Annotated in this window: 22 protein-coding genes and 2 pseudogenes; 18 read left to right on the top strand and 6 right to left on the bottom strand. The window is 39.0% G+C overall.

Annotation, left to right across the window (positions count from 1 at the left end; all coding sequences use genetic code 11):
- Positions 1-285 precede the first annotated feature (285 nt).
- The 5 genes from J7E81_RS27970 (at position 286) to fdhD (ending at position 5,981) form a co-directional block, all read left to right on the top strand.
- Complete coding sequence (locus J7E81_RS27970; protein WP_215047451.1) at positions 286-1,098, top strand: formate/nitrite transporter family protein; 813 nt, start codon at positions 286-288, stop codon at positions 1,096-1,098.
- A 157-nt stretch (positions 1,099-1,255) separates the two neighbouring features.
- On the top strand, positions 1,256-4,228 hold the full coding sequence (gene fdhF / locus J7E81_RS27965) for a formate dehydrogenase subunit alpha (RefSeq protein WP_215047450.1): 2,973 nt from the start codon (positions 1,256-1,258) through the stop codon (positions 4,226-4,228).
- Positions 4,228-4,707 carry a helical membrane plugin domain-containing protein gene (locus tag J7E81_RS27960; RefSeq protein ID WP_215047449.1) on the top strand — a complete coding sequence of 160 codons (480 nt, stop codon included), beginning with the start codon at positions 4,228-4,230 and terminating at the stop codon, positions 4,705-4,707. Before fdhF ends, J7E81_RS27960 begins: the two co-directional genes overlap by 1 nt.
- A gap of 95 nt (positions 4,708-4,802) precedes the next feature.
- On the top strand, positions 4,803-5,159 hold the full coding sequence (locus J7E81_RS27955; protein WP_215047448.1) for a Na-translocating system protein MpsC family protein: 357 nt from the start codon (positions 4,803-4,805) through the stop codon (positions 5,157-5,159).
- A gap of 15 nt (positions 5,160-5,174) precedes the next feature.
- The gene (gene fdhD / locus J7E81_RS27950) at positions 5,175-5,981 is read left to right on the top strand and encodes a formate dehydrogenase accessory sulfurtransferase FdhD (RefSeq protein ID WP_215047447.1); all 807 of its coding nucleotides are present in this window, start codon (positions 5,175-5,177) and stop codon (positions 5,979-5,981) included.
- 202 nt (positions 5,982-6,183) lie between these two features.
- Here fdhD and J7E81_RS27945 read toward each other — a convergent pair whose 3' ends face one another.
- On the bottom strand, positions 6,184-6,903 hold the full coding sequence (locus tag J7E81_RS27945) for a CAP domain-containing protein (RefSeq protein WP_215047446.1): 720 nt from the start codon (positions 6,901-6,903) through the stop codon (positions 6,184-6,186).
- 453 nt (positions 6,904-7,356) lie between these two features.
- On the opposite strand from J7E81_RS27945, the gene J7E81_RS27940 reads away from it, so the two are divergent.
- A complete protein-coding gene (locus tag J7E81_RS27940) occupies positions 7,357-8,289 on the top strand; it encodes a VCBS repeat-containing protein (protein ID WP_215047445.1) in 933 nt (310 codons plus the stop codon).
- 116 nt (positions 8,290-8,405) lie between these two features.
- Here the strand turns inward: J7E81_RS27940 and J7E81_RS27935 are convergent, their stop codons facing one another.
- Positions 8,406-9,902 (bottom strand): MDR family MFS transporter, encoded by a 1,497-nt coding sequence (locus J7E81_RS27935; protein WP_251028931.1) that lies wholly within the window; start codon positions 9,900-9,902, stop codon positions 8,406-8,408.
- 158 nt (positions 9,903-10,060) lie between these two features.
- On the opposite strand from J7E81_RS27935, the gene J7E81_RS27930 reads away from it, so the two are divergent.
- Together J7E81_RS27930 and J7E81_RS27925 are read left to right on the top strand one after the other, a co-directional pair.
- Positions 10,061-10,492: a MarR family winged helix-turn-helix transcriptional regulator gene (locus J7E81_RS27930; protein WP_215047444.1), complete on the top strand. Its 432-nt coding sequence runs from the start codon at positions 10,061-10,063 to the stop codon at positions 10,490-10,492.
- Between the two features lie 338 nt (positions 10,493-10,830).
- Entirely contained in the window at positions 10,831-11,814 is a 984-nt protein-coding gene (locus J7E81_RS27925) for an NADPH:quinone reductase (RefSeq protein WP_215047443.1), read from the top strand.
- 71 nt (positions 11,815-11,885) lie between these two features.
- Here the strand turns inward: J7E81_RS27925 and J7E81_RS27920 are convergent.
- Positions 11,886-12,435, bottom strand: a pseudogene (locus tag J7E81_RS27920) (hydroxylamine reductase); the annotation flags it as partial.
- Between J7E81_RS27920 and J7E81_RS27915 the strand changes: the two are divergent.
- The 7 genes and pseudogenes from J7E81_RS27915 to J7E81_RS27885 form a co-directional block, all read left to right on the top strand.
- Positions 12,428-12,637 (top strand): annotated as a pseudogene (locus J7E81_RS27915) (collagen-like protein); the annotation flags it as partial. The pseudogenes J7E81_RS27920 and J7E81_RS27915 overlap by 8 nt on opposite strands.
- Positions 12,638-12,880: 243 nt before the next feature.
- Complete coding sequence (locus J7E81_RS27910; protein WP_215047442.1) at positions 12,881-13,447, top strand: tyrosine-type recombinase/integrase; 567 nt, start codon at positions 12,881-12,883, stop codon at positions 13,445-13,447.
- Between the two features lie 32 nt (positions 13,448-13,479).
- Positions 13,480-14,352: a YitT family protein gene (locus J7E81_RS27905; protein WP_215047441.1), complete on the top strand. Its 873-nt coding sequence runs from the start codon at positions 13,480-13,482 to the stop codon at positions 14,350-14,352.
- Between the two features lie 250 nt (positions 14,353-14,602).
- On the top strand, positions 14,603-15,982 hold the full coding sequence (locus J7E81_RS27900) for a Mur ligase family protein (protein ID WP_215047440.1): 1,380 nt from the start codon (positions 14,603-14,605) through the stop codon (positions 15,980-15,982).
- A 290-nt stretch (positions 15,983-16,272) separates the two neighbouring features.
- Positions 16,273-17,487, top strand: coding sequence for an ATP-grasp domain-containing protein (locus J7E81_RS27895; RefSeq protein WP_215047439.1), 1,215 nt, complete (start codon positions 16,273-16,275; stop codon positions 17,485-17,487).
- Positions 17,488-17,607: 120 nt separating this feature from the next.
- Positions 17,608-18,636: a YheC/YheD family endospore coat-associated protein gene (locus J7E81_RS27890; protein ID WP_215047438.1), complete on the top strand. Its 1,029-nt coding sequence runs from the start codon at positions 17,608-17,610 to the stop codon at positions 18,634-18,636.
- A gap of 15 nt (positions 18,637-18,651) precedes the next feature.
- On the top strand, positions 18,652-18,789 hold the full coding sequence (locus J7E81_RS27885; RefSeq protein WP_215047437.1) for a hypothetical protein: 138 nt from the start codon (positions 18,652-18,654) through the stop codon (positions 18,787-18,789).
- 31 nt (positions 18,790-18,820) lie between these two features.
- Here J7E81_RS27885 and J7E81_RS27880 read toward each other — a convergent pair whose 3' ends face one another.
- Positions 18,821-19,738, bottom strand: a complete 918-nt coding sequence (locus J7E81_RS27880) for an alpha/beta hydrolase (RefSeq protein WP_215047436.1) — start codon at positions 19,736-19,738, stop codon at positions 18,821-18,823.
- A 296-nt stretch (positions 19,739-20,034) separates the two neighbouring features.
- A complete protein-coding gene (locus tag J7E81_RS27875) occupies positions 20,035-20,691 on the bottom strand; it encodes a DUF6198 family protein (protein WP_215047435.1) in 657 nt (218 codons plus the stop codon).
- 243 nt (positions 20,692-20,934) lie between these two features.
- Between J7E81_RS27875 and J7E81_RS27870 the strand changes: the two genes are divergently transcribed.
- Together J7E81_RS27870 and J7E81_RS27865 are read left to right on the top strand one after the other, a co-directional pair.
- Entirely contained in the window at positions 20,935-21,186 is a 252-nt protein-coding gene (locus J7E81_RS27870) for a hypothetical protein (protein ID WP_215047434.1), read from the top strand.
- 130 nt (positions 21,187-21,316) lie between these two features.
- Entirely contained in the window at positions 21,317-21,706 is a 390-nt protein-coding gene (locus tag J7E81_RS27865; protein ID WP_215047433.1) for a cupredoxin domain-containing protein, read from the top strand.
- Positions 21,707-21,884: 178 nt separating this feature from the next.
- On the opposite strand, the gene J7E81_RS27860 is transcribed toward J7E81_RS27865, so the two are convergent.
- Entirely contained in the window at positions 21,885-22,220 is a 336-nt protein-coding gene (locus J7E81_RS27860; RefSeq protein WP_215047432.1) for a YciI family protein, read from the bottom strand.
- A gap of 290 nt (positions 22,221-22,510) precedes the next feature.
- Between J7E81_RS27860 and J7E81_RS27855 the strand changes: the two genes are divergently transcribed.
- Entirely contained in the window at positions 22,511-22,831 is a 321-nt protein-coding gene (locus tag J7E81_RS27855; RefSeq protein WP_215047431.1) for a hypothetical protein, read from the top strand.
- The last annotated feature ends 184 nt before the right edge of the window (positions 22,832-23,015 follow it).

The raw sequence follows: 23,015 nt of genomic DNA, 5'->3' as shown, positions 1-23,015 counted from the left end.
AGATTTATAGAGTATGGCAAGTTCATAGATGCCAGTTAATAAAAAATTGACTGCAGCATCCTGTTCTTGACTTAGTGTCTATGGCGGGAAAGATTGCTAGTATGATAAAATGCTCAGCTATCAGCCCACTATAAAACGGTACATGCATTAGCATGAAAACCGGTTTATGGTGGGCTTTTTTGCGTTTTTGAAACAAGGGGAAGCACGGGGACGGTTCTCTTGCTTCTAAAGGAGCAAGAGAACCGTCCCCATGCTTCTAGAATTAACTAACGGGAGGAAAAGAATATGGCGTTTCATAGTTCCAAGCGGATTGTAGAATTAGCAGTTGAGGCTGGTGACAAAAAGGCATCAATGAGGCTTGGACATACACTTTTATTAGGATTTTTAGGTGGAGCCTTTATTGCATTTGGATTCCTCTTAGATATTCGAGTAACGGCAAATTTACCAGAGGAATGGGGTTCCTTCAGTTCACTAATAGGTGCTGCGGTTTTCCCAATAGGACTAATATTAATCGTAATCGCAGGGGGAGAATTGGTAACAGGAAATATGATGGTACTTCCGATTGCCGTTCTAGCGAAGCGTACGACGATCGTACAGTTAATGAAAAATTGGCTCTTACTATTAATAAGTAATTTTATTGGAGCAATCTTTGTTGCCTACTTCTTTGGTCACATAGTAGGGTTAACGGAAACAGGTCCTTTCCTAAACAAAACCGTTGCAATCGCAGAAGAGAAAATACACCAAACCTTTATTCAAAGCTTCATTTCCGCCGTTGGATGTAACTGGCTCGTTTGCTTAGCTGTTTGGATGGCTTTTGGTTCAAATGATATTGTTGGAAAAATGTGTGCCATTTGGTTGCCGATTATGGGGTTTGTAGCAATCGGCTTTCAGCAAGTTGTAGCTAACATGTTCGTAATCCCGGCAGCTATCTTCTCAGGGCACTTTACATGGGAAAATTATTTTATTAATTTTGTCCCAGTATTAATGGGAAATGCTATTGGCGGTGCGGTTTTTGTTGCTTTCATCTATTGGATCATACATAAAGAATCTTTTCAAACACTAGCAATAGCAAAGACAAGTATCAAAAAAGCTAGTTAACGACTAGTATTTGTACATTATGCATATTAATAGTTTTATAGAAAAAGAAGGACTAGTTTTAGGTAAGAGAGAATACCTGATACATTGTCATTAAATGTGATCTTATTGGTTATTAAATAGATATTCTCTGCATGCTTTGAACGTAGGAGGACTAACAGTGAAAGAAAAAGTAAATGTGTTTATTAATGGAACAGAACATGAGGTAGAAAAAGGAACGCGTATTTTAAATTATTTACTACAAAAGGAAATGGAGCATCCACACATCTGCTATTCGGATGTCTTGGGTCCGGTTCAGAGCTGCGATACATGTATGTGTGAAGTAAATGGCAGTATTATGCGCGCATGTTCAACGGTACTGGAAGATGGCATGGACATTCTGACCTCGTCTGAGATTGCAAAGCAAGCGCAGGCGGAAGCAATGGACCGTATTTTAGAAAACCATCTATTATATTGCACCGTTTGTGACAATAACAATGGCAATTGTCGTGTACATAATACAGCAGAAATGATGGGAATAGAACACCAAACACGACCTCATCGCTCAAAGGGCTATGAAGTAGATATGTCTCACCCGTTTTATCGCTACGATCCTGATCAATGTATTTTGTGTGGCCGCTGTGTGGAAACCTGTCAAGATCTTCAAGTGAATGAAACGCTAACCATCAACTGGGAAACCGGGCAGCCGCGTGTCTTATGGGACGGAGGAAAAAGCATTAATGAATCCTCTTGCGTATCCTGTGGTCAATGTGTGTCCGTTTGTCCTTGTAACGCATTAATGGAAAAATCAATGCTTGGAAATGCTGGATTTATGACCGGAATTTCTGACGACTTACTTACACCCATGATCGACATTGTCAAAGCGGTAGAGCCTGATTATCAAACTATCATGGCAATTTCAGAGGTAGAAGCAGCCATGCGTGAAACTCGTATTGAGAAAACAAAAACCGTTTGTACGTTCTGCGGGGTTGGCTGCTCTTTTGAAGTTTGGACAAAAGACCGTGAAATTCTCAAAATTGAACCATCTGAAAATGCCCCTGTAAACAGTGTTTCCACCTGTGTAAAAGGTAAATTTGGATGGGATTTTGTCAATTCACAAGAACGGATCACCACACCTTTAATCCGCAAAGGTGATGTATTTGTGGAAGCTAGTTGGGATGAGGCTCTTTCTCTCGTTGCGAATAAGCTTAGCGGTATTAAAGAAACGTATGGCAGCGATGCGATTGGTTTTATTTCGTCATCTAAAATTACGAACGAGGAAAACTACCTCATCCAAAAGCTGTCTCGTCAAGTGTTTGGAACCAATAATGTGGACAATTGCTCACGTTATTGCCAATCACCTGCTTCATGGGGATTACAGCAAACCGGAGGCATCGGCGGCGACTCTGGAACGATTCAGGATATCGCGGGTGCAGGGCTTGTCATTCTTGTGGGATGCGCACCTGCAGAAGGACATCCTGTACTTGCCACACGTATTAAGCGGGCGCAAAAACTTCACGGACAAAAATTAATTACCGTTGACGTGCGCAGACATGAAATGGGAGACCGTGCGGATTTGTTCGTTCGTCCAAAACAAGGAACGGACTATGTCTGGCTTTCCGCTATTACAAAGTATATCATTGACCAAGGTTGGCATGATGTGAAATTTATCACAGAACACGTCAATTACTATGACGAGTTTTTGAAAATGATGGAGCCATATAGTCTTGAAGAGGCAGAAAGGATTACAGGTATTGCAAAAGAAACATTAATTCAAATGGCAGAAATGGTCCGTGATGCGGATGGAACAGCGATTTGCTGGGGAATGGGTGTTACGCAAAATATCGCAGGTTCACACACATCCGTTGCGATTGCCAACCTGCTTCTTGCAACAGGTAACATGATGCGTCCAAACGCTGGTGCTTACCCATTACGCGGACATAATAATGTGCAAGGCGCAGCTGATATGGGAACAATGCCAAATATCTTCCCAGGATATCAATCAGTAACAAATGTCGAAATTCGCGAAAAATTTGAAAAGGCATATGGGGTTAAAATCCCCGTAAATCCTGGTCTAGACAATATTGAAATGCTCGGGGCTGTTGATAAAGGCGAGATGAAAGCGATGTTTATTGCTGGAGAGGATATGGCATGGGTTGATGCTGACTCGAATCATACACAGGCTATGCTTGCGAAGTTAGATTTCCTTGTCGTCCAAGAGATCTTCTTAACAACAACCGCCCAATTTGCAGATGTGATTTTACCAGGTGCTCCTTCTCTTGAAAAAGATGGAACCTTTACAAATACCGAGCGTCGCGTGCAGCGCTTGTACGAAGCATTAAAGCCTCTAGGCGATAGTAAACCGGACTGGTGGATTCTTACACAGCTCGCTAAAAAGATGGGCTTTGATTGGAATTATATGCATCCAAGTGAGATTTTTGCCGAAATGGCAAGCTTAACCCCATTCTTCAGCCAGTGTAACTATGATGTTCTCGAAGGGTGGAACAGTTTCCACTGGGGATCTCTTGATGGATCGAACACGCCGCTGCTTTTCCAAGACGGCTTTGCTTTCCCAGATAAAAAAGCACGGTTCGGCTTGTTCGATTATGTACCGCCTATGGAGTTCCCGAAAGAATTCGATCTTTCATTAGATAATGGACGTCTGTTGGAGCACTTCCATGAAGGAAACTTAACACAGAAATCAGAGGGACTTAACTACAAATTCCCGAAAGTTTTCGTGGAGGTATCACCGGAACTTGCGAAAGAACGCGGCGTAAAGGACGGTTCACTTGTACGTCTTGTATCAACGTACGGAACTATTAAACTACCAGTTCTTGTAACAGATCGTGTGACAGGAAAAACCGTTTATGTACCAATGCATTCCTCAAGCCACGAGAGTGCGGTTAACCTTCTTACTGGTGGGGCAGTTGATGTCGTGACACATACACCAGCATACAAACAAGTGAAAGTGCGGATGGAAGTCCTTGAAATGGACGGAGAAAATCCGCTTCCAAGGTACAATCCACGTAATGGGACTCGTATACCGCAAATGGGCCTTGAAATCTATCGCAAATGGGAACGCGGTGATTACGTTCCACTCGCCAGTGTCAATGAACATATTAAGCCTGGATTCTATGACAGGAGGAATGCGTAATGGCAAAACCGATTAAAGTGATTCAAAAGACAGAACTGACTGAAGAACAAAAGAAAATGCATTCCCTGGAGAATCTTCTCTCTGGGGTTGCACAAAATGAGGATTCACTGCTCGAGACATTGAATCTGATGCAGGAATTACACGATAGCGGTATTATGGACGCTTTAGGAAGTCTTCTAAAAGCGAAAGAGAAAGCAGCAAAAATTGCGGTCAGTCAACTTACACGCCAACCTGTCACAAACATGATTAATAATGCGATGGCTGCAGGCGGAATTCTGACTGAGCTGGACCCGGAAACAACAAGTAAGCTCGCCAAAAGCTTAACGGCTGGATTGAAAAAGGCGGAACAAGGATTAAAAGCCGATTCCAAGCTTGGACTCTTTGATGTAATGAAGGCGTTAAAGGATCCTGATATTAATCGGGCGTTAGGATTTGGATTTAATCTGTTAAAAGGGATGGGTGAAGGATTAAAAGAGTAACATGAAATACAAAAATGGAAACCCACTCGTTTTATTAAAGAATGGATTTCCTCTCTTGAATCAAACTAATTTGTATGGAAAAGGAGGGACAGTGAATGGCAAAGAATCTGGAGCATCAATTTAGTATGCTTGTTCGCGAAATTAGAAAAGAGTATGTAGGAAATGGTCCGAAGGAAATCACCACAAAATTTATCGGTTCTTGGGCGATCAGTGAAATGAAAGGGAACCTGACAAATATAGAGAAGTTTATGCTTCATTCAGAACATGGTGAAAAGATGGTCCATCAAACGAGAACAACATTTGTGAAGGATATATATAAAAAGCCAGAGGTCCTTTTAAGATTTGAAAACCTGATGGGGGCAAAAGTAACACGGTTATTTTCAGATATTAATGTTGATGAAGATATTGCTATGACTGTATTCGTATTTGACCAGACGATTGAGGGGAAGTAATTAGGAGTGAAAAGTATGGATCAGCCAATGAAAACGGAAAGCAATATATGGCGGTATGAGGATGGGGCCATACAGAGAGTAACGGATACGATCGTCACTGAATATCCGATCACCATTGTTCTAAATGATCAAGAATTTGCTACACTTGTTTGTAGCCCTGAGCACATAGAAGAATTAGTAATTGGCTTTTTGGCGTCAGAAGGGATCATCAGAAGTTATAAAGAAATTAAAGAACTTACGATTATAGAAGCAACTGGCCGTGCAATTGTAAAAACGTATAGGGCCAACAAACTAAATGAATTGTTCCATTCTAAACGAGTAGTAACATCTTGCTGTGGGAAAAGCCGTCAAAGCTTTTATTTTTATAATGATGCCAGAACCGTTAAACCACTGGATAATGTTGATGTGACGGTTTCTATTGACCAATGCTTTCATTTGATGCGACTTATGCAGGAGTCGTCTGTTATCTTTAAGGATACAGGCGGGGTCCACAATGCAGCCCTTTGTGACCGTAACGGTATCATTGTAGATAGAACGGACATAGGACGACACAACGCCCTAGATAAAATTTATGGTCATTGCTTACAGCATTCAATAACCCTTTCAGACAAGATCATGGTATTTAGTGGTCGTCTATCTTCGGAAGTACTACTAAAAGTAGCCAAAATAGGATGCGGCATTGTTCTGTCAAAATCAGCTCCAACCGAATTGGCTGTCAGGCTGGCGGAAGAGCTTCAAATTACGACAGTTGGTTTTCTCCGCAATCATTCTTTAAACATTTATACAAGACCCGATCGGATTGAGATACATCCATCTATATAGCTGGGGAATTTTAGTCATTGCCATTATTTTGTATGATAGAGATAGAGATTACCAGTAATTCGAAGCCGTATTTTGCGATTTTCATCATTTTTATATTAATTTTATTGGTTAAAAACGATATGTTAATGGAGGTTGGTTCATTATTTATAGATCTTAGTAAAAGACAGCCTATACTATTTTACTAGCCTGCCTTTGTCCTTTATTATTTACCAATAAAATCCTGTGCCCAATAATTTCCTTGAGCCACATATCCAACGCCGATGTAGTTGAAGTTCGAGCTGAGAATGTTTTTGCGGTGACCCTCACTATTCATCCATGCATTGACAACTTCCTGCGGAGTTTGCTGCCCCATGGCGATATTCTCACCAGCATAGTTATAGGTAATGCCAAATTTCTTCATCAAGTCAAAAGGGGATCCGTAAGTCGGACTCGTGTGGCTAAAATAGTTGTTTGCCGACATGTCACGTGCTTTTTCGTGTGCCATTTTGCTGAGCGTTGTATCCACTTTAAGGGCTGGTAAGCCATTTTTAGCTCGCTCTTGATTTGTTAGATCAACCACTTTTTGTTCAAAAGCACTTAATGTGCCGGTTGTTTGAGTTGTAGTGGTTGTTCCCGCTGTTGACGGCTGTATTGGCTTCGTGGTTTCGGTTTGCACTGGCTGAGCTTGTGCTGACTGTTGGACTGTTTGAGCAGGCTGAGACTGGGCCTGAGGCTTTTGGGCAACAGAAGTTTGTGAGTTGCTTTCCATTTTACTTAGATACGCTTCAATCATTCTATTAATCTCATCAGAATTTACATTGGTTCCTTGGATTGAATAGATTTTCTCCTGTTTAGAAGATAAATGATCTTGATTTAATGTAGGATTTGCCCCAAATAAGGCACCCGAGGCGGCTAAGGTAAGAATTGTTTTACCCAATAACATGTTAAGATCCTCCTGTTTGAAAGTTTACTAGTTAACACATAATTATCCTAACATATGTTTTTTGTCATATTTATGGGATGATTTTACAGTCAAAGCAATTCAGGAATATTTTATTTAAATAAAACGTCTTTAAAACCCTTATCGTTTACCACTTCCGGGAGACTTTTTAAGAAAGTCCTAATTAGGTCTAATAGTTTGATAAAATAGTAAAATTTTCTCTAGAATTGAGGGTTGACAACCTTAAGCAATCCGGAGTTTTTTTACATATATTTCAGTTGAGTATCAAAGCTTACAGGAAAATATAGATGTAAAAGGAGAAGGGGGAACATTAGCTCCAAACTGACCTAGGTGCCTCTTATTGTCAAATATAAGTACGGGTAGATCGGACTTGGAATGCTCCTGTGAATTCTTACATAAATCTATATGGAGAATAATAAGACAGGTGGGTTGAAAATGGACACCAAAGATTTCCATAAAGAGCTCCATCACTATTACACAAAAATTCGTGAAACGAATCATCCTTATTATTGGTACTGTTTGGCTAATACGCAGGCAAGAGCCGGATTAACCAATGAAGCACTGCAAACGATAGACATGGCTTTGTCTTTTCCCAATCCTTATCCGTCAAAGCACAAACTTTTAGAAATACGGGCGGGATTGCAATCAGCTGATGCAAGACAAGTACAAACCAAGAGTCCATCCGTTGTAACGGTAAAGAGGGGTGATTTAGACGGAGACGGGATTATGGATAATGTCTTTCTAACTGCGAATAAATCCTCGGATAGTCCATTCTGGAAAGATATAACTTTGGTTGTCCAAAATGGGCGCACACATCATTATGATTACATCCACTTTAAAAATAATTCTGGATACAATCCCACCCTTTTTCTTGGTGACTTTACAGGGAAAAAGGGTGATGATATTCTAGTGGTCATTGATACCGGAGGAAGCGGCGGTGCTATTTATGCGTATATCTTTTCTTATATGAACGGTCAAATATCGCAGATTTTTGATTCGGATACATTCAATGATTCCTATACGTACAATGTGACATTTAAAAATCAATACAAAGCAAAGGTCCTCAGTTATCATCTCAAAGAAAAGTATATTCTGGACCTTACTTATAAGGGGAAGGAATACCTATCCGAAGTATATAACGACAATGGGATTTTAAAGGCTCCAATTAATGGATGGGTTAACCCTTTGTCGGGTTTATACCCGATTGACTTTAACAGGGATCAAATATATGAACTAGAAGCGTATCAACGGATAGCCGGCAGGTATAATGCTGACAGTCTGGGATTGGTCCAAACGGTATTGAAATGGAACGGTCAGGTGTTTGGCCCTGATAGGCAGACAGTGGCCATCACTGGAGGTCAAATGTAACAACGTTAATGATGGGGACGGATGGGACGGTACGGCTGGAGGAATTGGTTCTGGAGATTATACCTTCTTCTACTTGCAGTTGCAAAATAAAAGCCGCCAAATTGGCGGCTTAATAACTAATGTTGAACTTGTTTTTGCTGCTCCATGACCTTCTTATGTGAAGGTAGGAAGAAAGTAGCAACGAGGTTCGCGATTCCAATAAAAAACACGAGAATAAACACTAAGTGCATTCCATGGGCGAGCCCTTCATGGATCATCGTAATGACGTTTGCAGGCAGCTTATTAATCGATTCAGAGCTTAAGACATTACTAATATTGCCTCCGCCTGCATGTTCTTTCCCATAAGTAATCAGGGAGTTGTTAAAAATAGTTCCAAAGACAGCCACTCCAACTGTTTGGCCAATCGACCTAGTAAACGTGTTGGATGCGGTTGCCGCACCACGCATTTGCCAGCCTACCGCTGATTGAACGAGAACCGTGGTAGGAGTGGTAGCGTAGCCCATTCCAAGACCAATCACAATCATAATTCCTACAAAATACCAATACGGGGAGTCCAGCTCCACGGCAAGCAGCCATGTTCCACCGAGGGCAATCAATACAGCACCAAGGATGGCCGTTAACTTAGAGCCAATTTTATACATATATCGGCCAGCAAAAGTGGCACCCAACGGCCAGGCGATCGACATTGGCATAAGCGTAAGTCCGGAGCTCGTCGCACTGTGTCCAAGAATCGTTTGGATCCACATTGGCAAATAAACATTAACCCCAATCAGGACAGAACTTGCTAGAAATCCGATAAGATTGGAAACAAGGATCACTGGAATCTTGAATAAGGATGGAGGAAGCATCGGTTCCTTGACTTTGGTTTCAATATAACCAAACAGCACAATAAAGATCACCGCAACAGCAAACAGGATATAAATTGCTGTTGAATTCCATGCATATTTCTGACCAGGACCGGCATTGAGTAATGCATATAATAGAGTCGAAATTCCAATCGTAAACGTAATCGCTCCAAGATAGTCGATTTTGCGATCTTTTTTCAATTCAACGGTTTCGTGGAAGAAGACAGTGATTAATACAAGTGAAACTAACCCAACCGGCAAATTAATATAGAAAATCCAACGCCAGCTGATTTGGTCTACAAAGAATCCACCTACTAATGGACCAAGAAGACCGGCAATTCCCCAGACTGAACTAAATACTCCCTGCATTTTGGCGCGTTGTTCACCAGGGTAGAGGTCACCAATAATCGTAAAAGTTAGCGGCATAACCGCACCCGCACCAATTCCTTGAAAAGCGCGGAACCAAATTAATTGAGTCATCGTATGAGCAGCACCTGATAACATCGAGCCTGCTACAAACAAAATAACACCAGTGATAAAAACCTTTTTTCGGCCGAATAAATCAGATAACTTCCCGTAAATAGGGGTCGTTACCGAAGTGGTAAGCGTATAGATGGCAAATACCCAGCTAATTAATTTTAAACCACTCAGGTCACTGACAATCCGCGGCATCGCGGTACTGACAACCGTGACATCAATCGCGACTAATAAAATCGCAACCAGCATCGCAACGGTTACCATTTTACGATTCGTTGTTGTTTTTGGCATGTTTTTTCTCCTTTATTTTTTAAAAATTAGATAAAAGTTCTTTGATTGCCATGTTATTGACTAAATTAGTTTAAGTTATCCTTTCAACTTAGTCAACTACTTGACTAAGTTTTTTCCCTGCATTAAGATAGTGATAATTTAAAGATGCGGAGGTTTGTATGGAAGAAGTAAAAACAAACATAACGTTAGATTTTTTTAGGATATCCAATCTCTTAAATAGATATGGTGCAAAAATGGTTTCCGAGGTTGGACTGACTAGTATACAACAATGGGTGATTCTTAGAACCATCATAAATAGAGAAGACATATCTATCGGGGAACTAAAAGAAGAAATGCTTGTCACGAAACAAAATATGACAGGGATGATCAATCGCCTGCAGCAGTTAAATTTGGTTACCCTATTTCAAGACCCTGAAGATAAAAGACGCACGCGGGTGAAAATAACTGAGGAAGGAATCCATGTTTATGAGCAACTGAAATCGTTACGCAATGATTTTAATGCCCAGACTTATCATATTTACAATGATCAAGAAATAATGGTTTTAAGTGATTTACTTGGCCGGCTCGTGGAGCATTTGAAAGTGGAGTAGTCTATCAAATTACTGAAAAACATTCAAAAACTAAGGCAACAGATAGCCATTAGAGCTCATTGACGACCGACCATCCAAAAAATAGGGGAACAGGGTAGTCAATAGAGCCAATTGACGACCGACCATCCAAAAAATAAGGCAACAGAGTAGTCAATAGAGCTTATTGGCGACCGACCACCCCAAAAATAAAGCAACAGAGTAGTCAATAGAGCTCATTGACGGCCGACCAACCTAAAAGCTCGTAAAAAGTAAAATTAAGTAAAAATCATAGTTAAAACCTTGATACTACAGTAAATAATAAATTTCGATATATAATAAATTACGAGGAGGTTGATAACATGAAAGCCATTCAAGTTACAGAATTTGGTGGACCTGAGAAATTAGTCTTTACTGATGTTGAGGAAGTAGAAGCAGGAAAGGGAGAGGTATGTGTTCGTGTACATGCCGCGGGCGTCAATCCGAGTGATACCTACACCTTAACAGGTACATATGCGTTTAGTGTACCCCAGCTGCCCTATACCCCAGGCTTAGACGGCGCTGGGATTGTCGAGGCGATTGGGGAAGGGGTTACAAATGTTCGTGTTGGTGATCGTGTCTTTATTGCATCCTTAATGGGAGGGAATAGTACAGGTACATTTGCTCAAAAAGTAGTATGTGATGCAGCTTCGGTTCATCCACTACCGGAACAGGTATCCTTTGAACAAGGTGCAGCACTAGGAGTCCCTGCATTAACCGCCTATCGTGCACTATTTCAACGTGCTTATCTGAAGCCAGGGCAACAAACCGTTCTGATTCATGGGGCCAGTGGCGGGGTTGGATTACAGGCTGTGCAAATGGCGAAATCTCACGGTGCTAAAGTGATTGGAACGGCAAGCAGAGATGTAGGTAAAAAAATGGTCCAGCAAGCTGGTGCCGATTTTGTCATTAATCATGTGACAGAAGCAACGATTGAAGAGGTGCTAGCCTTAACAGGTGGGAATGGACCAGATGTTATTATTGAGTTTTTAGCCAACAAGAATTTAGAAACCGATTTAAAGCTGATTGCACCATTTGGTAAAATTGTCATTATTGGAAATCGTGGTTCCATCGAAATCAATCCACGTCTTGCCATGCAAAAGGAGTGTGATATTTTAGCAACCGCTCTTTGGAATGCTCCAAAAAATGAATATGAACAAAGCATTCATGGTGTCATTGGAATGCTAACGAGTGGTGCACTTCGTCCAATGATTGGGACAACTTTATCGCTCCAGCAAGCGGCACAGGGCTTTGAACAGCTGGAAAAAGGGATAGGAAATGGTAAACTTGTTTTGACAATTGACTGATTAATATAGATAAAGGGAGAGTCACTGACTCTCCCTTTATCCTTCATCCCAGGTGGGACCCTAGTCTATTATTAAACTATTGTACTTTCTTGAACTTCAATCGAGCTGTTCATAAACATTTCCAAGTCGGCTTTTGTATTGGTAATGCCGCCTCACCAAAATTCTCAACCAAGAAGTTGTAACGTTTGGTGACAAGAAAGCTGGTAAGGTTGGTCCAACGTGAATATTTTTCACACCTAGGTAAAGTAGTGATAAGAAAACGATCACTGCTTTTTGCTCATACCATGCGATATTGTAAGATAACGGTAATTCATTCACACTTTCTAATCCGAAAGCTTCTTTTAGCTTCATTGCCGTCATGAAAAGAGAGTAGGAATTGTTACATTGACCAGCATCAAGGACCCTTGGAATTCCGTTGATATCACCTAAATCTAGCTTATTGTATCGATATTTTGTACAACCGACTGTTAAAATGATCGTATCTTTAGGAAGCTCTTCGGCAAATTCTTTGTAATATGTTCTGCTCTTATGACGGCCATCACAGCCAGCCATGACAAAGAATCGTTTAATATCACCGTTTTTCACGGCTTCTACCACTTGATCAGCGACTTGAGCAGTTGCTTCACCATTTGCGGTTGATCCAGGAGCAATTAGGTTGTGCCAGTTCCGTAATACTTTTATTTGGCTAAACAATGGTGAAGCGTTTTGGTTTTATCCTGTTTTCGTAGGTCCAAGATCTGTTACTGGTTTTAGATGGAATGGGTGGTCATGGATGATTTTTGGTATTGATACAAGGAGAATTATGTCGTTTACGTGTTTTTAACTCCATTCATTTTCGAAGGCGATTCCAGCATAACGGAATCGCCTTTTGCTTTTAAAAAAAATGTTTACTAAGGGTTTCTACTCTTTTCTTTACAATTTGATGTAAATCTGATGTCCAAAAAGTATACTTGCTGATTAAATTTCAGAAGATAAATAAATCAGTATTTCACAAGCGTATGGTTTGAATGTTACTCAATTATAAATTAAACTTAAATTAAGTAACATTGAAGGAGTAATGGATAAGTTGGAAACAGTCGATGCACTTAGAGACCTAGAACAAATAAATTCCATGAAAGAACAACTAAAAAAACAATCCTACCGGGATTATTTATTGTTTGTGGTTGGAATTAATACAGGTCTAAAAATATCTGAACTGCTTTTGATTAAGGTAAAGGAACTTTTTAATAGCGAAGGAGAAATCAAGGATTTTTATCATTATTCAGAAATGGAGAGTGAAAGGAGGAAGACGGTATTTTTAAATAACAAAGTGAAGGAAGCTGTACTCTCATACTTAAATCAAGTCAACAGAGAAGAACAGATGTATTTATTCCAATCTCGTAAGTTTAAACAACCGATTACGCGGCAACAGGCCTATCGAATTATTCATGAAGCTGCAGTAAAGGTAGGCATAGAAGGGAAGATTGGGACGAATTCACTGGCAAAGACGTTTGGATTTCATGCGTTCAAACAAGGTGTCTCGATTGCCCTTTTACAAAAACACTTTAATCATTCAACACCAGCAGAGACTCTGAAATTTTTAGGAATCACGAAAGAAGACGTGATTACCACTCAAATTGATGTAAATTTATAAGTTCTAAAATCACAGTGGAAGAGAGGAATTCGATGGAGACAAACAAAATACATAAACCGAATAAACTAAAATTGATCCTGCGAGGATTAATGGTCATTATCGGAGGATTTATCGCTGCCTATGGACTAGAAACGGTCCTGATTCCAAACAACGTATCGGATGGGGGCGTGACGGGTCTTAGTATCGTTGGTTCAGAACTATTTGATTTACCATTAGGCGTTCTAATTGCCATTATAAACGTTCCTTTTATCTGGTTAGGGTATCAACAAATTGGAAAAAGCTTTGCCCTTTTTTCGATTATCGGCATTGCTTCTCTAGCGGTGGGTACACTCCTTTTTCACCATACTCCAGCCATTATTGATGGAGATACACTATTAATTACCGTTGTTGGCGGGATTATCCTTGGAGTTGGGATGGGCTTAGCTTTGCGGAATGGCGGTGCATTAGATGGTATTGATATGCTTGCCGTACTTTTAGCTCGAAAATTACCATTTGGTACCAGTGATTTGATTCTTTTCTTAAATATATTTGTGTTTATATTTGTTGCGATTGTATTTGGTCTGCAAGGAGCGATTCTTTCGGCCATAGCATACTATATTGCTTCGAAAGTCATTCACATTGTCGAAGAAGGTCTTAGTGGTTCGAAAGGCTTTCAAATTATCACCACTCAACCCGAAATCCTGGTAGAGACCATCCGGGATCGTTTAGGTCGAAGTGCAACGTATAAAGAAGCTTATGGCGGTTTCTCCCATGAAAAATTTAAAGAAATTACCTGTGTGATTAACCGCTTAGAGGAAACTAAACTAAAGGAAATCATCAATGAGATAGACCCAAGAGCCTTTGTTACCGTATATGATGTAGCAGAAGTGAAGGGCGGTAATTTTAGAAAGCATAATATTCATTGAACGAACTGCCATAAATTTGGCGGTTTTTTTTATTCAACAAACGGTTGAACGTGGCCGATACCCTGATTTTAACTTTCCTACAATCATAAATTTAAACCATGATTTATTTCCGCTTATTGCCTGTGTATTTATCACACACCTGCATGAGGGGACAAATCATATGATACATTAGGCTTTGAATTCATAGTGATTCAATTATTGCATTTGGGAGAGATGCTTTTTTCATAAAAGGAACTTCAGGAGGGAGATTTTGAAGACATTATTATTGGAGAACATTTTAACTGCCATGAACATTCAGCCTAGTGTAAAGCAAAAAGGGATACGGATTAAGACGGTCACGGATGACAGATCTGAAATTAGTAATCATACGGTGTATTTTCGCTATAACAACAAAGAAGTGCCTGTTGAAAAGATAAAAAGGTACAAGAATGTATTTATCGTTACAGATAAACCATTTTCTGATATGGATCGATTACATTCAGAGCAAATCATTATGGTAAAGGATCTGAAAGACAGTTTCTATAAATTCACCTCGTATTACAGACATCTGTTTAACATTCCTGTAGTTGCCATTACAGGTACATGCGGAAAGTCTACTACGAAGGAAATGTTAAAACATATTTTAGAAGATAAACACAATGTCCAAGCAACAATATCGAGCAAAAATGCTGATTATTACAATCTTTCTTATTTACTGGGAATTGACGAAGATACGGATGTGGCCGTGTTTGAGACAGCTGTATCTAAAATAGGGGATATGACACAATCCTGTAAGTATTTTTACCCAACGATTGGGATTTTGACAATGATTGATGTGGATCATACGGATCAAATTCGATCATTCGATGATTATGTAGCAGAAAAAGTAAAAATTATGGAAGGAATGAACAATGAGGGAACGCTTATTCTAAATAAGGACGACCCATTTCTCTCCACCATAGATACTTCAAAGTTTAAAGGGAAGATTATAACATTCGGAAAAAACAAGAATGCTATTTTTAGAATAAAGAGGATTCAATATAATACATCCGGCATGACTTATTGGGTTGAATATAAGCAAAATGAATACAAAGGATATATACCAGGTCTAGGTGAGCATAATGTCTATAATGCAGCCGCTTCATTAGCTGCAGCTGCGAGCTTAGGTGTGGACCTTAACTATGCGTTAAAAAGATTATCCACTTACCATCACATGGGATCCCATTTTCAAATTTTTAAACTGCGAAATCAAATTACATTGGTAGATGATACTTGGAAGTCCAATCCTGCTTCCTTAAGAACAGGCTTAGAAACATTATGTAAGATCGCATCGGCAGCTCAAAGAAAAATTGTTGTTTTGGGAAGAATGCAAGCACTTGGAAAATATGCAGATGAAGAATACGAAAAAGCAGGTCATCTAGTAGGTGACTTAGGGATTGATGTTCTTATTACGAAAGGATCGATTGCAAAAGATTTTGCTAAGCCAGCAATAGAGGCGGGAGTAAAATCGCATTATCATTTTACAGAAGTAGATGAAATAAAGAATTTTTTTGATTTGTTTTTACTCCCAAATGATATTGTTTATTTCAAAACGGCCGGTAATGGCTATGACTTCGATGAGATCATCGATTATTTAAGGGGAGAAAATTAGGAAGATTAGAACAGCTCTCATTATGGAATGTTCTTTATACTATTACTGCCGTTAACCCACAACACGGTTCCATTTATCTTACTTTTGAAGAGCGATTTGCACCTATTGCAGCCGCTCTTTTTATTTTTATCTTTATTAAATTTCGGTCTTAAGAATTAGTATGATTGTCCAAACCAAACTTGTCATAAGACAATATATTAAAAAGGAAAGCTGTTTGTACTTTACTCTTCAACATGGCTGTTAAAGCTAAATCTTCTTACATAAAACCAAAAAGGCAGGATGATGAACGTATGCAAACTATTGTATTTATTGAAACGAACAAATCTGGGTCAAGCAGGGAAGCAATCAAAGCCGCAGAACGACTCGGCTATTATACGGTGTTATTTACGAATAGACAAAAATATATTCTACAAAGAACAGAATTCCCCGATGTCCATCAAATGATTTTAGTGGATCTATCTAATTATGATGAATTAAAAAATAACCTTAGCAAACTACAAAAACAGGGTAAACAAATAAAAGGGATACTTAGTTTTGTAGATCCTTTTGTCCATGTAGCAGCAACTTTATCAGAAGAATATTGTTCAAGTATAGTCTCTACTGAAGCCATATTAAAAATGGAAAATAAAGTTTTAACCCGTGAACTTCTCAAAGACCTTCCACTATCTTCCCTCTATGAAATTTATACGCCAGATTATCCCTTAGAGAATTTTATTGAACAAGCTAAAGACCATTTACCACTTATTGTAAAGTCTCCCACATCTGCCGGCTCAAGAGATGTTCTTTTGGCCAATAACGTGAACCAGTTAAAGCAGGCAATGCAAAAATTACTTGAAAATAATAAACAGATTTTACTGGAGGAATATCTAGAAGGACCTCAATATTTAATTGAAGTTCTTGTCCACAATGGAAAAGTTCATATTGTGGCAATAATCGAACAACAGATTGCCTTTTCACAGCGATTTATCGTAAACGGATACTGTTTACTACCAACTATCAATCAACGTTTATACACTAGTATCTATGAGACCGTAAGTTCCATTTTAAAGGCTTTTCAAATGAAAAATGGTGCCTGTCACTTAGAAATGCGCATGGTAAATGGGTTGTGGAAATTAATCGAAATTAACCCGCGAATCTCAGGCGGAGCGATGAATCGAATCATTGAAGTGGGATATGGAATTAATTTAGTAGAGGAAACCATTCAATTAATGCTAGGAAATGAGCCTTGCCTTACTAAAAAACACAGTAAGTATGTATACGCACATTATTTTACCGTTGGTTCTAGGGGGAAATTAATAAAGGTAACGGGGAAAGAACTCAGTTCTCAATATCCAGGTGTCGAAGAGGTGTATATAAAGCCCCGAAAAGGCCAGATTGTACGACCGCCTTTATCAATGGGAGATCGCTTGGGATATATTTTGGCATCCTCAGATAATAAAATAGAAGCGAAAAAAATTGCCATGCAAGCAGCCAGTAATATCCGTTTCTACCTTGAACTTCTTTAACATTTCCGAGTGATAAATAATGTGTATGATGTTCATCGTGAGCTTTAAGCTTTAATGAATGAACAATGATTATCGTCTTTTTATAAGAAACAGAACTTGGAGAGGTGGAGAAGAAGCAAAATGACGTTAATAGGCATGCTTCATCATCGTAAAGATCCAAGTAAAGTAAAGAAAGCATATGCATATGCCGCTGTAGCTAAAGCAGAAGGTGTAACCTTTTTTTACTTTACCCCAGGGAAGGTGAATATAAAACAGCATAAAATCTTGGGAAAATCCTATGAAAATGGACAATGGATTGAAAAGGAATTTCCTTTCCCTGATGTCATTTATAATGCAAGTTATAAAGAAACTGAGAAAACTAGACCGATCTTTGATTATTTGTATGAGCGGATTCCGTTTACAAGTCATTCGATTGGGGACAAATTATCTGTATATAACAGAATAAAAAGAGCAAAAAAATATAAACAATATCTTATTCCTTTTTATGAATTAACAAACATTCAGATTTTTACAGACATGATCAATCGTTATCAAAAGGTGATTATCAAGCCATTATCTGGCCATCAAGGCGGCGGCGTTGTTTTTATTGAAAAAGATGGATCCAATCATTATAAAATCAATGAAGCCGGAGAGGAATCATCTATTAATGAAAAACAAATGCTAGACTGGTTATCGCCAAAAATAAGAGAACAAGATTACGTCGTTCAACAGTTTATTACGAGTCAAACAAAATCTGGACATGTTTTTGATTTCCGGTTACATGTACAAAAAAATGGAGAAGGAAAATGGGTGATTACTTCTATTTATCCAAGGATCGGGCGTTTAGGGACGATAACTTCCAATATGGGGAGTGGTGGTTATAGTACTTACCCGGATATTTTTTTAAAACAAGAGTTTGGTGACTCCTGGTATGATATGAAAAAGTATCTTGAACAGTTTGCAATCAGTTTTTCAAATCATTTTGATTCTTTATATGACAGTGAATTGGATGAATTGGGGATTGACGTCGGAATAGATGCAAATCAAAAACTATGGCTTTTTGAAGTGAATTGGAGACCAGGCCCGCCTAATATATATAGTCTTGAATTAGATGTAGCCAAAAATACAATTTTGTATGCTAAATATTTAGCTGATAGAAAAAAACTCTAAGTGGGAGGACGCGAATTGCATTTAGTAGGAATGATGATAAGCAAAAAAAGAGCGATGACAGACAGTGGTGTCATTTGCTCTTTTACCATCCGTATCGTCACAAGAGAGAGAAGGAGAAAACGGCTGAATTTGGAAAATCCGAGAAAAGCTTGATGTTTAAAAGAGACCCTCTGCTGTTTACTGCCTAGCCAAGTTTTAAGTGATTTTCCAGGAATCGGAGTACACGGTGTGTATATTCTTTTTTATTTAAAAGATAGGAATTAATGTGCTGACAATCTTTCGTCAGCCACAATTCTTTATGGTTATCGGATGAGATCGTTTGCACGATTTTTTCACTCTCTGCATAAGGAATCGCTTCATCCGTTTTACTATGAATAAGGAAAAACGATTTTCCTTTCGTATTTCTTACATGTTCAATGGGTGATACTTCAGTGGGGTCAATTTTGAGGAGTATTCGCATCGAGTGATAAATTATCGATGTAAAAGGTCTTTTGGGCAGCTTAGTCCAGTGAGAAAGATTTTCTTTTAAAAAAGGTCCTAATTCACTAAAGGGACTATCGGCAATGATAGCGGAAACAGCAGGATGTTCACATCCGGCAATAAGAGCAGCAGCAGCTCCCATACTCCAGCCGAGGAGAGCAATCTTTTCCTGATTTTTTTCTTGAATGGCATAGTCAATCGCTGAATACAAATCGTGTCTTTCGAAATATCCAATCCCTGTGGTTCTTCCCTTCGACTTGCCTGCATTACGAAAGTCAAACATCAGGACATTATATCCATGTTCCGCGAGAACTTTGGCGAGTTGTAGTCCTTCAATTCCTTCCATGGCTCGTTCGTTCATATATCCGTGAGCCGTGATGACCGTTTTCTTGCTTTGGTTGGAAGCCGCTGGAATCCACCAGCCAGACAGCTTAACTTGATCTTTTCGGCTGAAAAATTCAATCTCTTCGAATTCAAGACCGTATTCCTTTGGTGTTTTCATGGTTTTTGCCGGGAAGGGATGTGTTAGATACAATCCGATGGAAACAGGCGCAAGAAAAAATAAAGCGGGTGCTGCCAATAATGGGCGCCAAATTGATTTACCTTTTTTCTCCTTGCTCAACATCCACTCCTCCTTTCCGTTTAAGCAACCGATACTTTATCGTATGCGGGTGAACATAAAAACGGAAAAGTTCTAGAGTCCCATTTTACGTCCTTTTTTAAAATGGTCAACGGTAGAAGTATGGAAGAAATGCATTTAAATAAAAATGCAATTTAAACTCGAGCAAACAAAGGATGACTGGCTTGGTCAAGATAAGTCCCACTTTTGCCGATATTGTCAAATCATGCGCTTGCCTAGGAAATGAGGGCCTTGTATCCCAAAAAAACCTCTATTTCGAAATAGAGGTTTTTCAGTCGTTATTTATGAAGGTCAACTGACGCTGGTAAGGCTGCGTGATTATTTCGTAATAATGGTTCTGCAAGCTGTTTCCGGAAGTATTGGACAAGAGGGCCGGTACCAAAAGCCATAATGACGGTGGCAATCCCCACAATGGCCCCGAAGGAAAAACCAATCACTACACTTATTACATCTGCCATCATCCGAGCGAGGACAAATGGCAGTTTGTTACGCGATAATTTTTGAATGACTAGCGGCATAGCATCCCATGGTGAAATGCCCAAATCGGAGGTCATATAAAGGGCAACTCCGATTCCAATCAAGACTACAGCAATAAGGAGGAATAAAATTTTTGTAATAAAGAGTAAAGAAGATCCGAATAGTACATGGTAACCATTTACAAAAAGATCGGAAATGAAACCAATTCCAACCATGTTGACAATAGTACCAAACCCAATGGCATTCCGAACAAAAATAAATTGAATAATAAGGAGGAATAAATTAAAGATTAATTGATAAACACCAAACGAAACATGTAAAAATCCACTTACCCCTAAATTCATCGTGCTAAAAGGGTCAGTTCCAAAATGACTTAAACGTAATAGGGAAACGGCAATTCCGATACATAAGTTTCCAATCACCGTCATAAAAATTCTTCTTATAGTAAATAAGTGCATGACTATTCCTCGCCTTCAGCGCATTGTAAAAATTTTACCTACCTTGTAATAATAGTATTTTCATAGAGGAGCTTTCAATATATTTATTTTTCCTAAAGAACTTGACGATACGTTGAAATACCGGAATAAGTAATGAGTATTGGGTCAAGAGCCAATAAACCTATTTGGGGAATACTTCCATTTATTTATTATATACTAAATAGGAACATTTGTTCTATAATAAACAAGGAAGAGGTGTTTGATATGGAGTTTAACTTGGAATTACATTTAAAAATTGAAGGGACAGGGCTATCTGTTAGAGGAAGATTTTCAGCACGGAACAAACAAGACATCCCAACCGTTGCCCATCAATACATACAAAGCATAAAACATGAAACGGGGTATCGGAGAACAATAATTGAAGAGGTAGTGGCGAACGGATCAATTGACATAACAGAGGAAGTAAAAGAAATCGAAAATCAACCGATTCCACCGATGGACGATATCTTTTGGTAAGAATTTGGCTGATGCCCGAGCATAATCAGTTTCAGATACCTGTTGCTGCTAGTTTTTATTGAGAACCCAAACTTATCTAATAATATTTTATAAATAGGAAAAAAATAGTCTTAGGAAAGGAGGGATAGAAATGTTTTTAAAAAAATGGGTAACTGGCTTGGTCGTTTTGTTTGCGATGATGGTGGGTATGACAACTCCAAGTTCACTGCGTGTATTTGCCGAATCCAACGCCGAAACACAGCCTGCTCAACCAGTAACAGCGCTTCAGGTCGAGTTGAACGATGATTACTTTAATCCAAAATCGATCACCATTCCGAATGGAAAAACGACAACGTTGATATTGAAGAACAATGGTAGGAAAGAGCACACCTTCACTGTGGAAAAGCTCCGAATTGACGAAGAAATCCAGCCTGGAAAAGAAAAAACCATTACCGTGAACCCGACTAATCCCGGTACATATGATTTGATATGTCGGTACCATTTCCAAGAGGGAATGGTTGGAAAAGTAATTGTCAAATAAAAACAGGGATAATGGGACTTGCTTATAGTTTGTTAATTTTAAAAACCTCAATAGCGACTCTGAATTTTTATTAGATTTTGATCATTTTTTGAACGGAAAAAGCAGATGGCTCAGTCCGATACTGAGCCATTTCCTGTGAACTTTTCAAATTTCCTTTTTTATTAACACTTCCTAAAGATCAAGCGTGTTGTTTCGGCAGCATTGCTTTCATCGGATAAAATTCAGTTGTCATTAGGCCGGCAATTTCGGCAGGGTCTTCTTCTATGAGCGTTGGGACCTGTGCTTCATTTTCAACTTCAATGATGGCAATTCCATGTGGAGAGGTGGGATGTAAAACAGGACCGAAGACAAGTGCAATCCCCTGGTTTTGCTTAACCGTCCAATAGTCGATATGTTTTAACATAATGTCCCGTTCTTCTACTGTCATATCCTGATGAAAAGTTGTTCTTGGTGGAGTAGATTTAAGCATAAAGTGCATTTTAGTAGTAGCTTTACTAACGGTATTGTCCGACATTTCTTATTAGCCTCCATCAATCTGAATGTTCCGTTTTCTTGATTACGACATTCAACAATTATTCCATAAATCCCTTTCGGATACAATCAAACCTCTTTTGGATGAATAGAAAGATAATAGATATTTTGGATACTCCCAGAGAAGAAGAGTGCTGTTATGGTTTTTTCGTCTAGTATTCCCGTTTGGGGGACATATTTGAAACCAATCCTAGCTTGAATTTGGTTTGGGGTGGTATAAATCCCAACTATCTTTAATAGAGTCTAGTAAAGACTACTTAAGGAGATGGTAGGATGTATCCGGATAAGGTAGTAAGGGAAATGACAGGTGTCAGCAAATCATTATTAGCGGATCTTAGAGAGGAATACATAAAATATGGTTTAATAAAGGAATTTGAACATTTAAATGATACTCATATTGCCGATTTAGAAAGAGTCCAGCAGACGAGACAAGATGGGAAAACAGTTAGTCAAGCCATAAGAAAAGTAGTAAGGGAAAGGGCATTGAAAACTCTACTACAGGAATGTAAGCATGGGTTTGAGGAATTACATGAAATGATTAATAGATTTGAAGTGAAGTTGGAAAGATTGGAAAAATTCGCTGATAGAGAGTAGATAAGAGAGTTCATAACCCCTGTAAGCAACAAGAAGGAAGAGCTCTGACAGATAAGAAAGGATCATAACCCCTGTACGCAACAAGAAGGAGGGGCTTCGACAGATAAGAAAGGATCATAACCCCTGTATGCAACAAGAAGGAGGGGCTTCGACAGATAAGAAAGTCAAGTCCATTTAATTGTGT

The sequence above is a fragment of the Bacillus sp. ISL-18 genome, from assembly GCF_018613415.1.
Lineage (GTDB): Bacteria > Bacillota > Bacilli > Bacillales > Cytobacillaceae > Neobacillus.
Note: the sequence above shows the minus strand (reverse complement) of the source record. Positions and strands in the feature narration are given on the sequence as shown.

Bases quoted from the DNA above. Each gene is read 5' to 3' on its own strand.
- J7E81_RS27875 (WP_215047435.1), bottom strand. From the start codon at position 20,691: ATGCACTTATTTACTATAAGAAGAATTTTTATGACGGTGATTGGAAAC.
- J7E81_RS27925 (WP_215047443.1), top strand. From the start codon at position 10,831: ATGAAAGCCATTCAAGTTACAGAATTTGGTGGACCTGAGAAATTAGTC.
- fdhD (WP_215047447.1), top strand. From the start codon at position 5,175: ATGGATCAGCCAATGAAAACGGAAAGCAATATATGGCGGTATGAGGAT.
- J7E81_RS27970 (WP_215047451.1), top strand. From the start codon at position 286: ATGGCGTTTCATAGTTCCAAGCGGATTGTAGAATTAGCAGTTGAGGCT.
- J7E81_RS27940 (WP_215047445.1), top strand. From the start codon at position 7,357: ATGGACACCAAAGATTTCCATAAAGAGCTCCATCACTATTACACAAAA.
- J7E81_RS27895 (WP_215047439.1), top strand. From the start codon at position 16,273: ATGCAAACTATTGTATTTATTGAAACGAACAAATCTGGGTCAAGCAGG.
- J7E81_RS27870 (WP_215047434.1), top strand. From the start codon at position 20,935: ATGGAGTTTAACTTGGAATTACATTTAAAAATTGAAGGGACAGGGCTA.
- J7E81_RS27905 (WP_215047441.1), top strand. From the start codon at position 13,480: ATGGAGACAAACAAAATACATAAACCGAATAAACTAAAATTGATCCTG.
- J7E81_RS27955 (WP_215047448.1), top strand. From the start codon at position 4,803: ATGGCAAAGAATCTGGAGCATCAATTTAGTATGCTTGTTCGCGAAATT.
- J7E81_RS27865 (WP_215047433.1), top strand. From the start codon at position 21,317: ATGTTTTTAAAAAAATGGGTAACTGGCTTGGTCGTTTTGTTTGCGATG.
- J7E81_RS27855 (WP_215047431.1), top strand. From the start codon at position 22,511: ATGTATCCGGATAAGGTAGTAAGGGAAATGACAGGTGTCAGCAAATCA.
- J7E81_RS27935 (WP_251028931.1), bottom strand. From the start codon at position 9,902: ATGCCAAAAACAACAACGAATCGTAAAATGGTAACCGTTGCGATGCTG.
- J7E81_RS27890 (WP_215047438.1), top strand. From the start codon at position 17,608: ATGACGTTAATAGGCATGCTTCATCATCGTAAAGATCCAAGTAAAGTA.
- J7E81_RS27945 (WP_215047446.1), bottom strand. From the start codon at position 6,903: ATGTTATTGGGTAAAACAATTCTTACCTTAGCCGCCTCGGGTGCCTTA.
- J7E81_RS27960 (WP_215047449.1), top strand. From the start codon at position 4,228: ATGGCAAAACCGATTAAAGTGATTCAAAAGACAGAACTGACTGAAGAA.
- J7E81_RS27860 (WP_215047432.1), bottom strand. From the start codon at position 22,220: ATGTCGGACAATACCGTTAGTAAAGCTACTACTAAAATGCACTTTATG.
- J7E81_RS27930 (WP_215047444.1), top strand. From the start codon at position 10,061: ATGGAAGAAGTAAAAACAAACATAACGTTAGATTTTTTTAGGATATCC.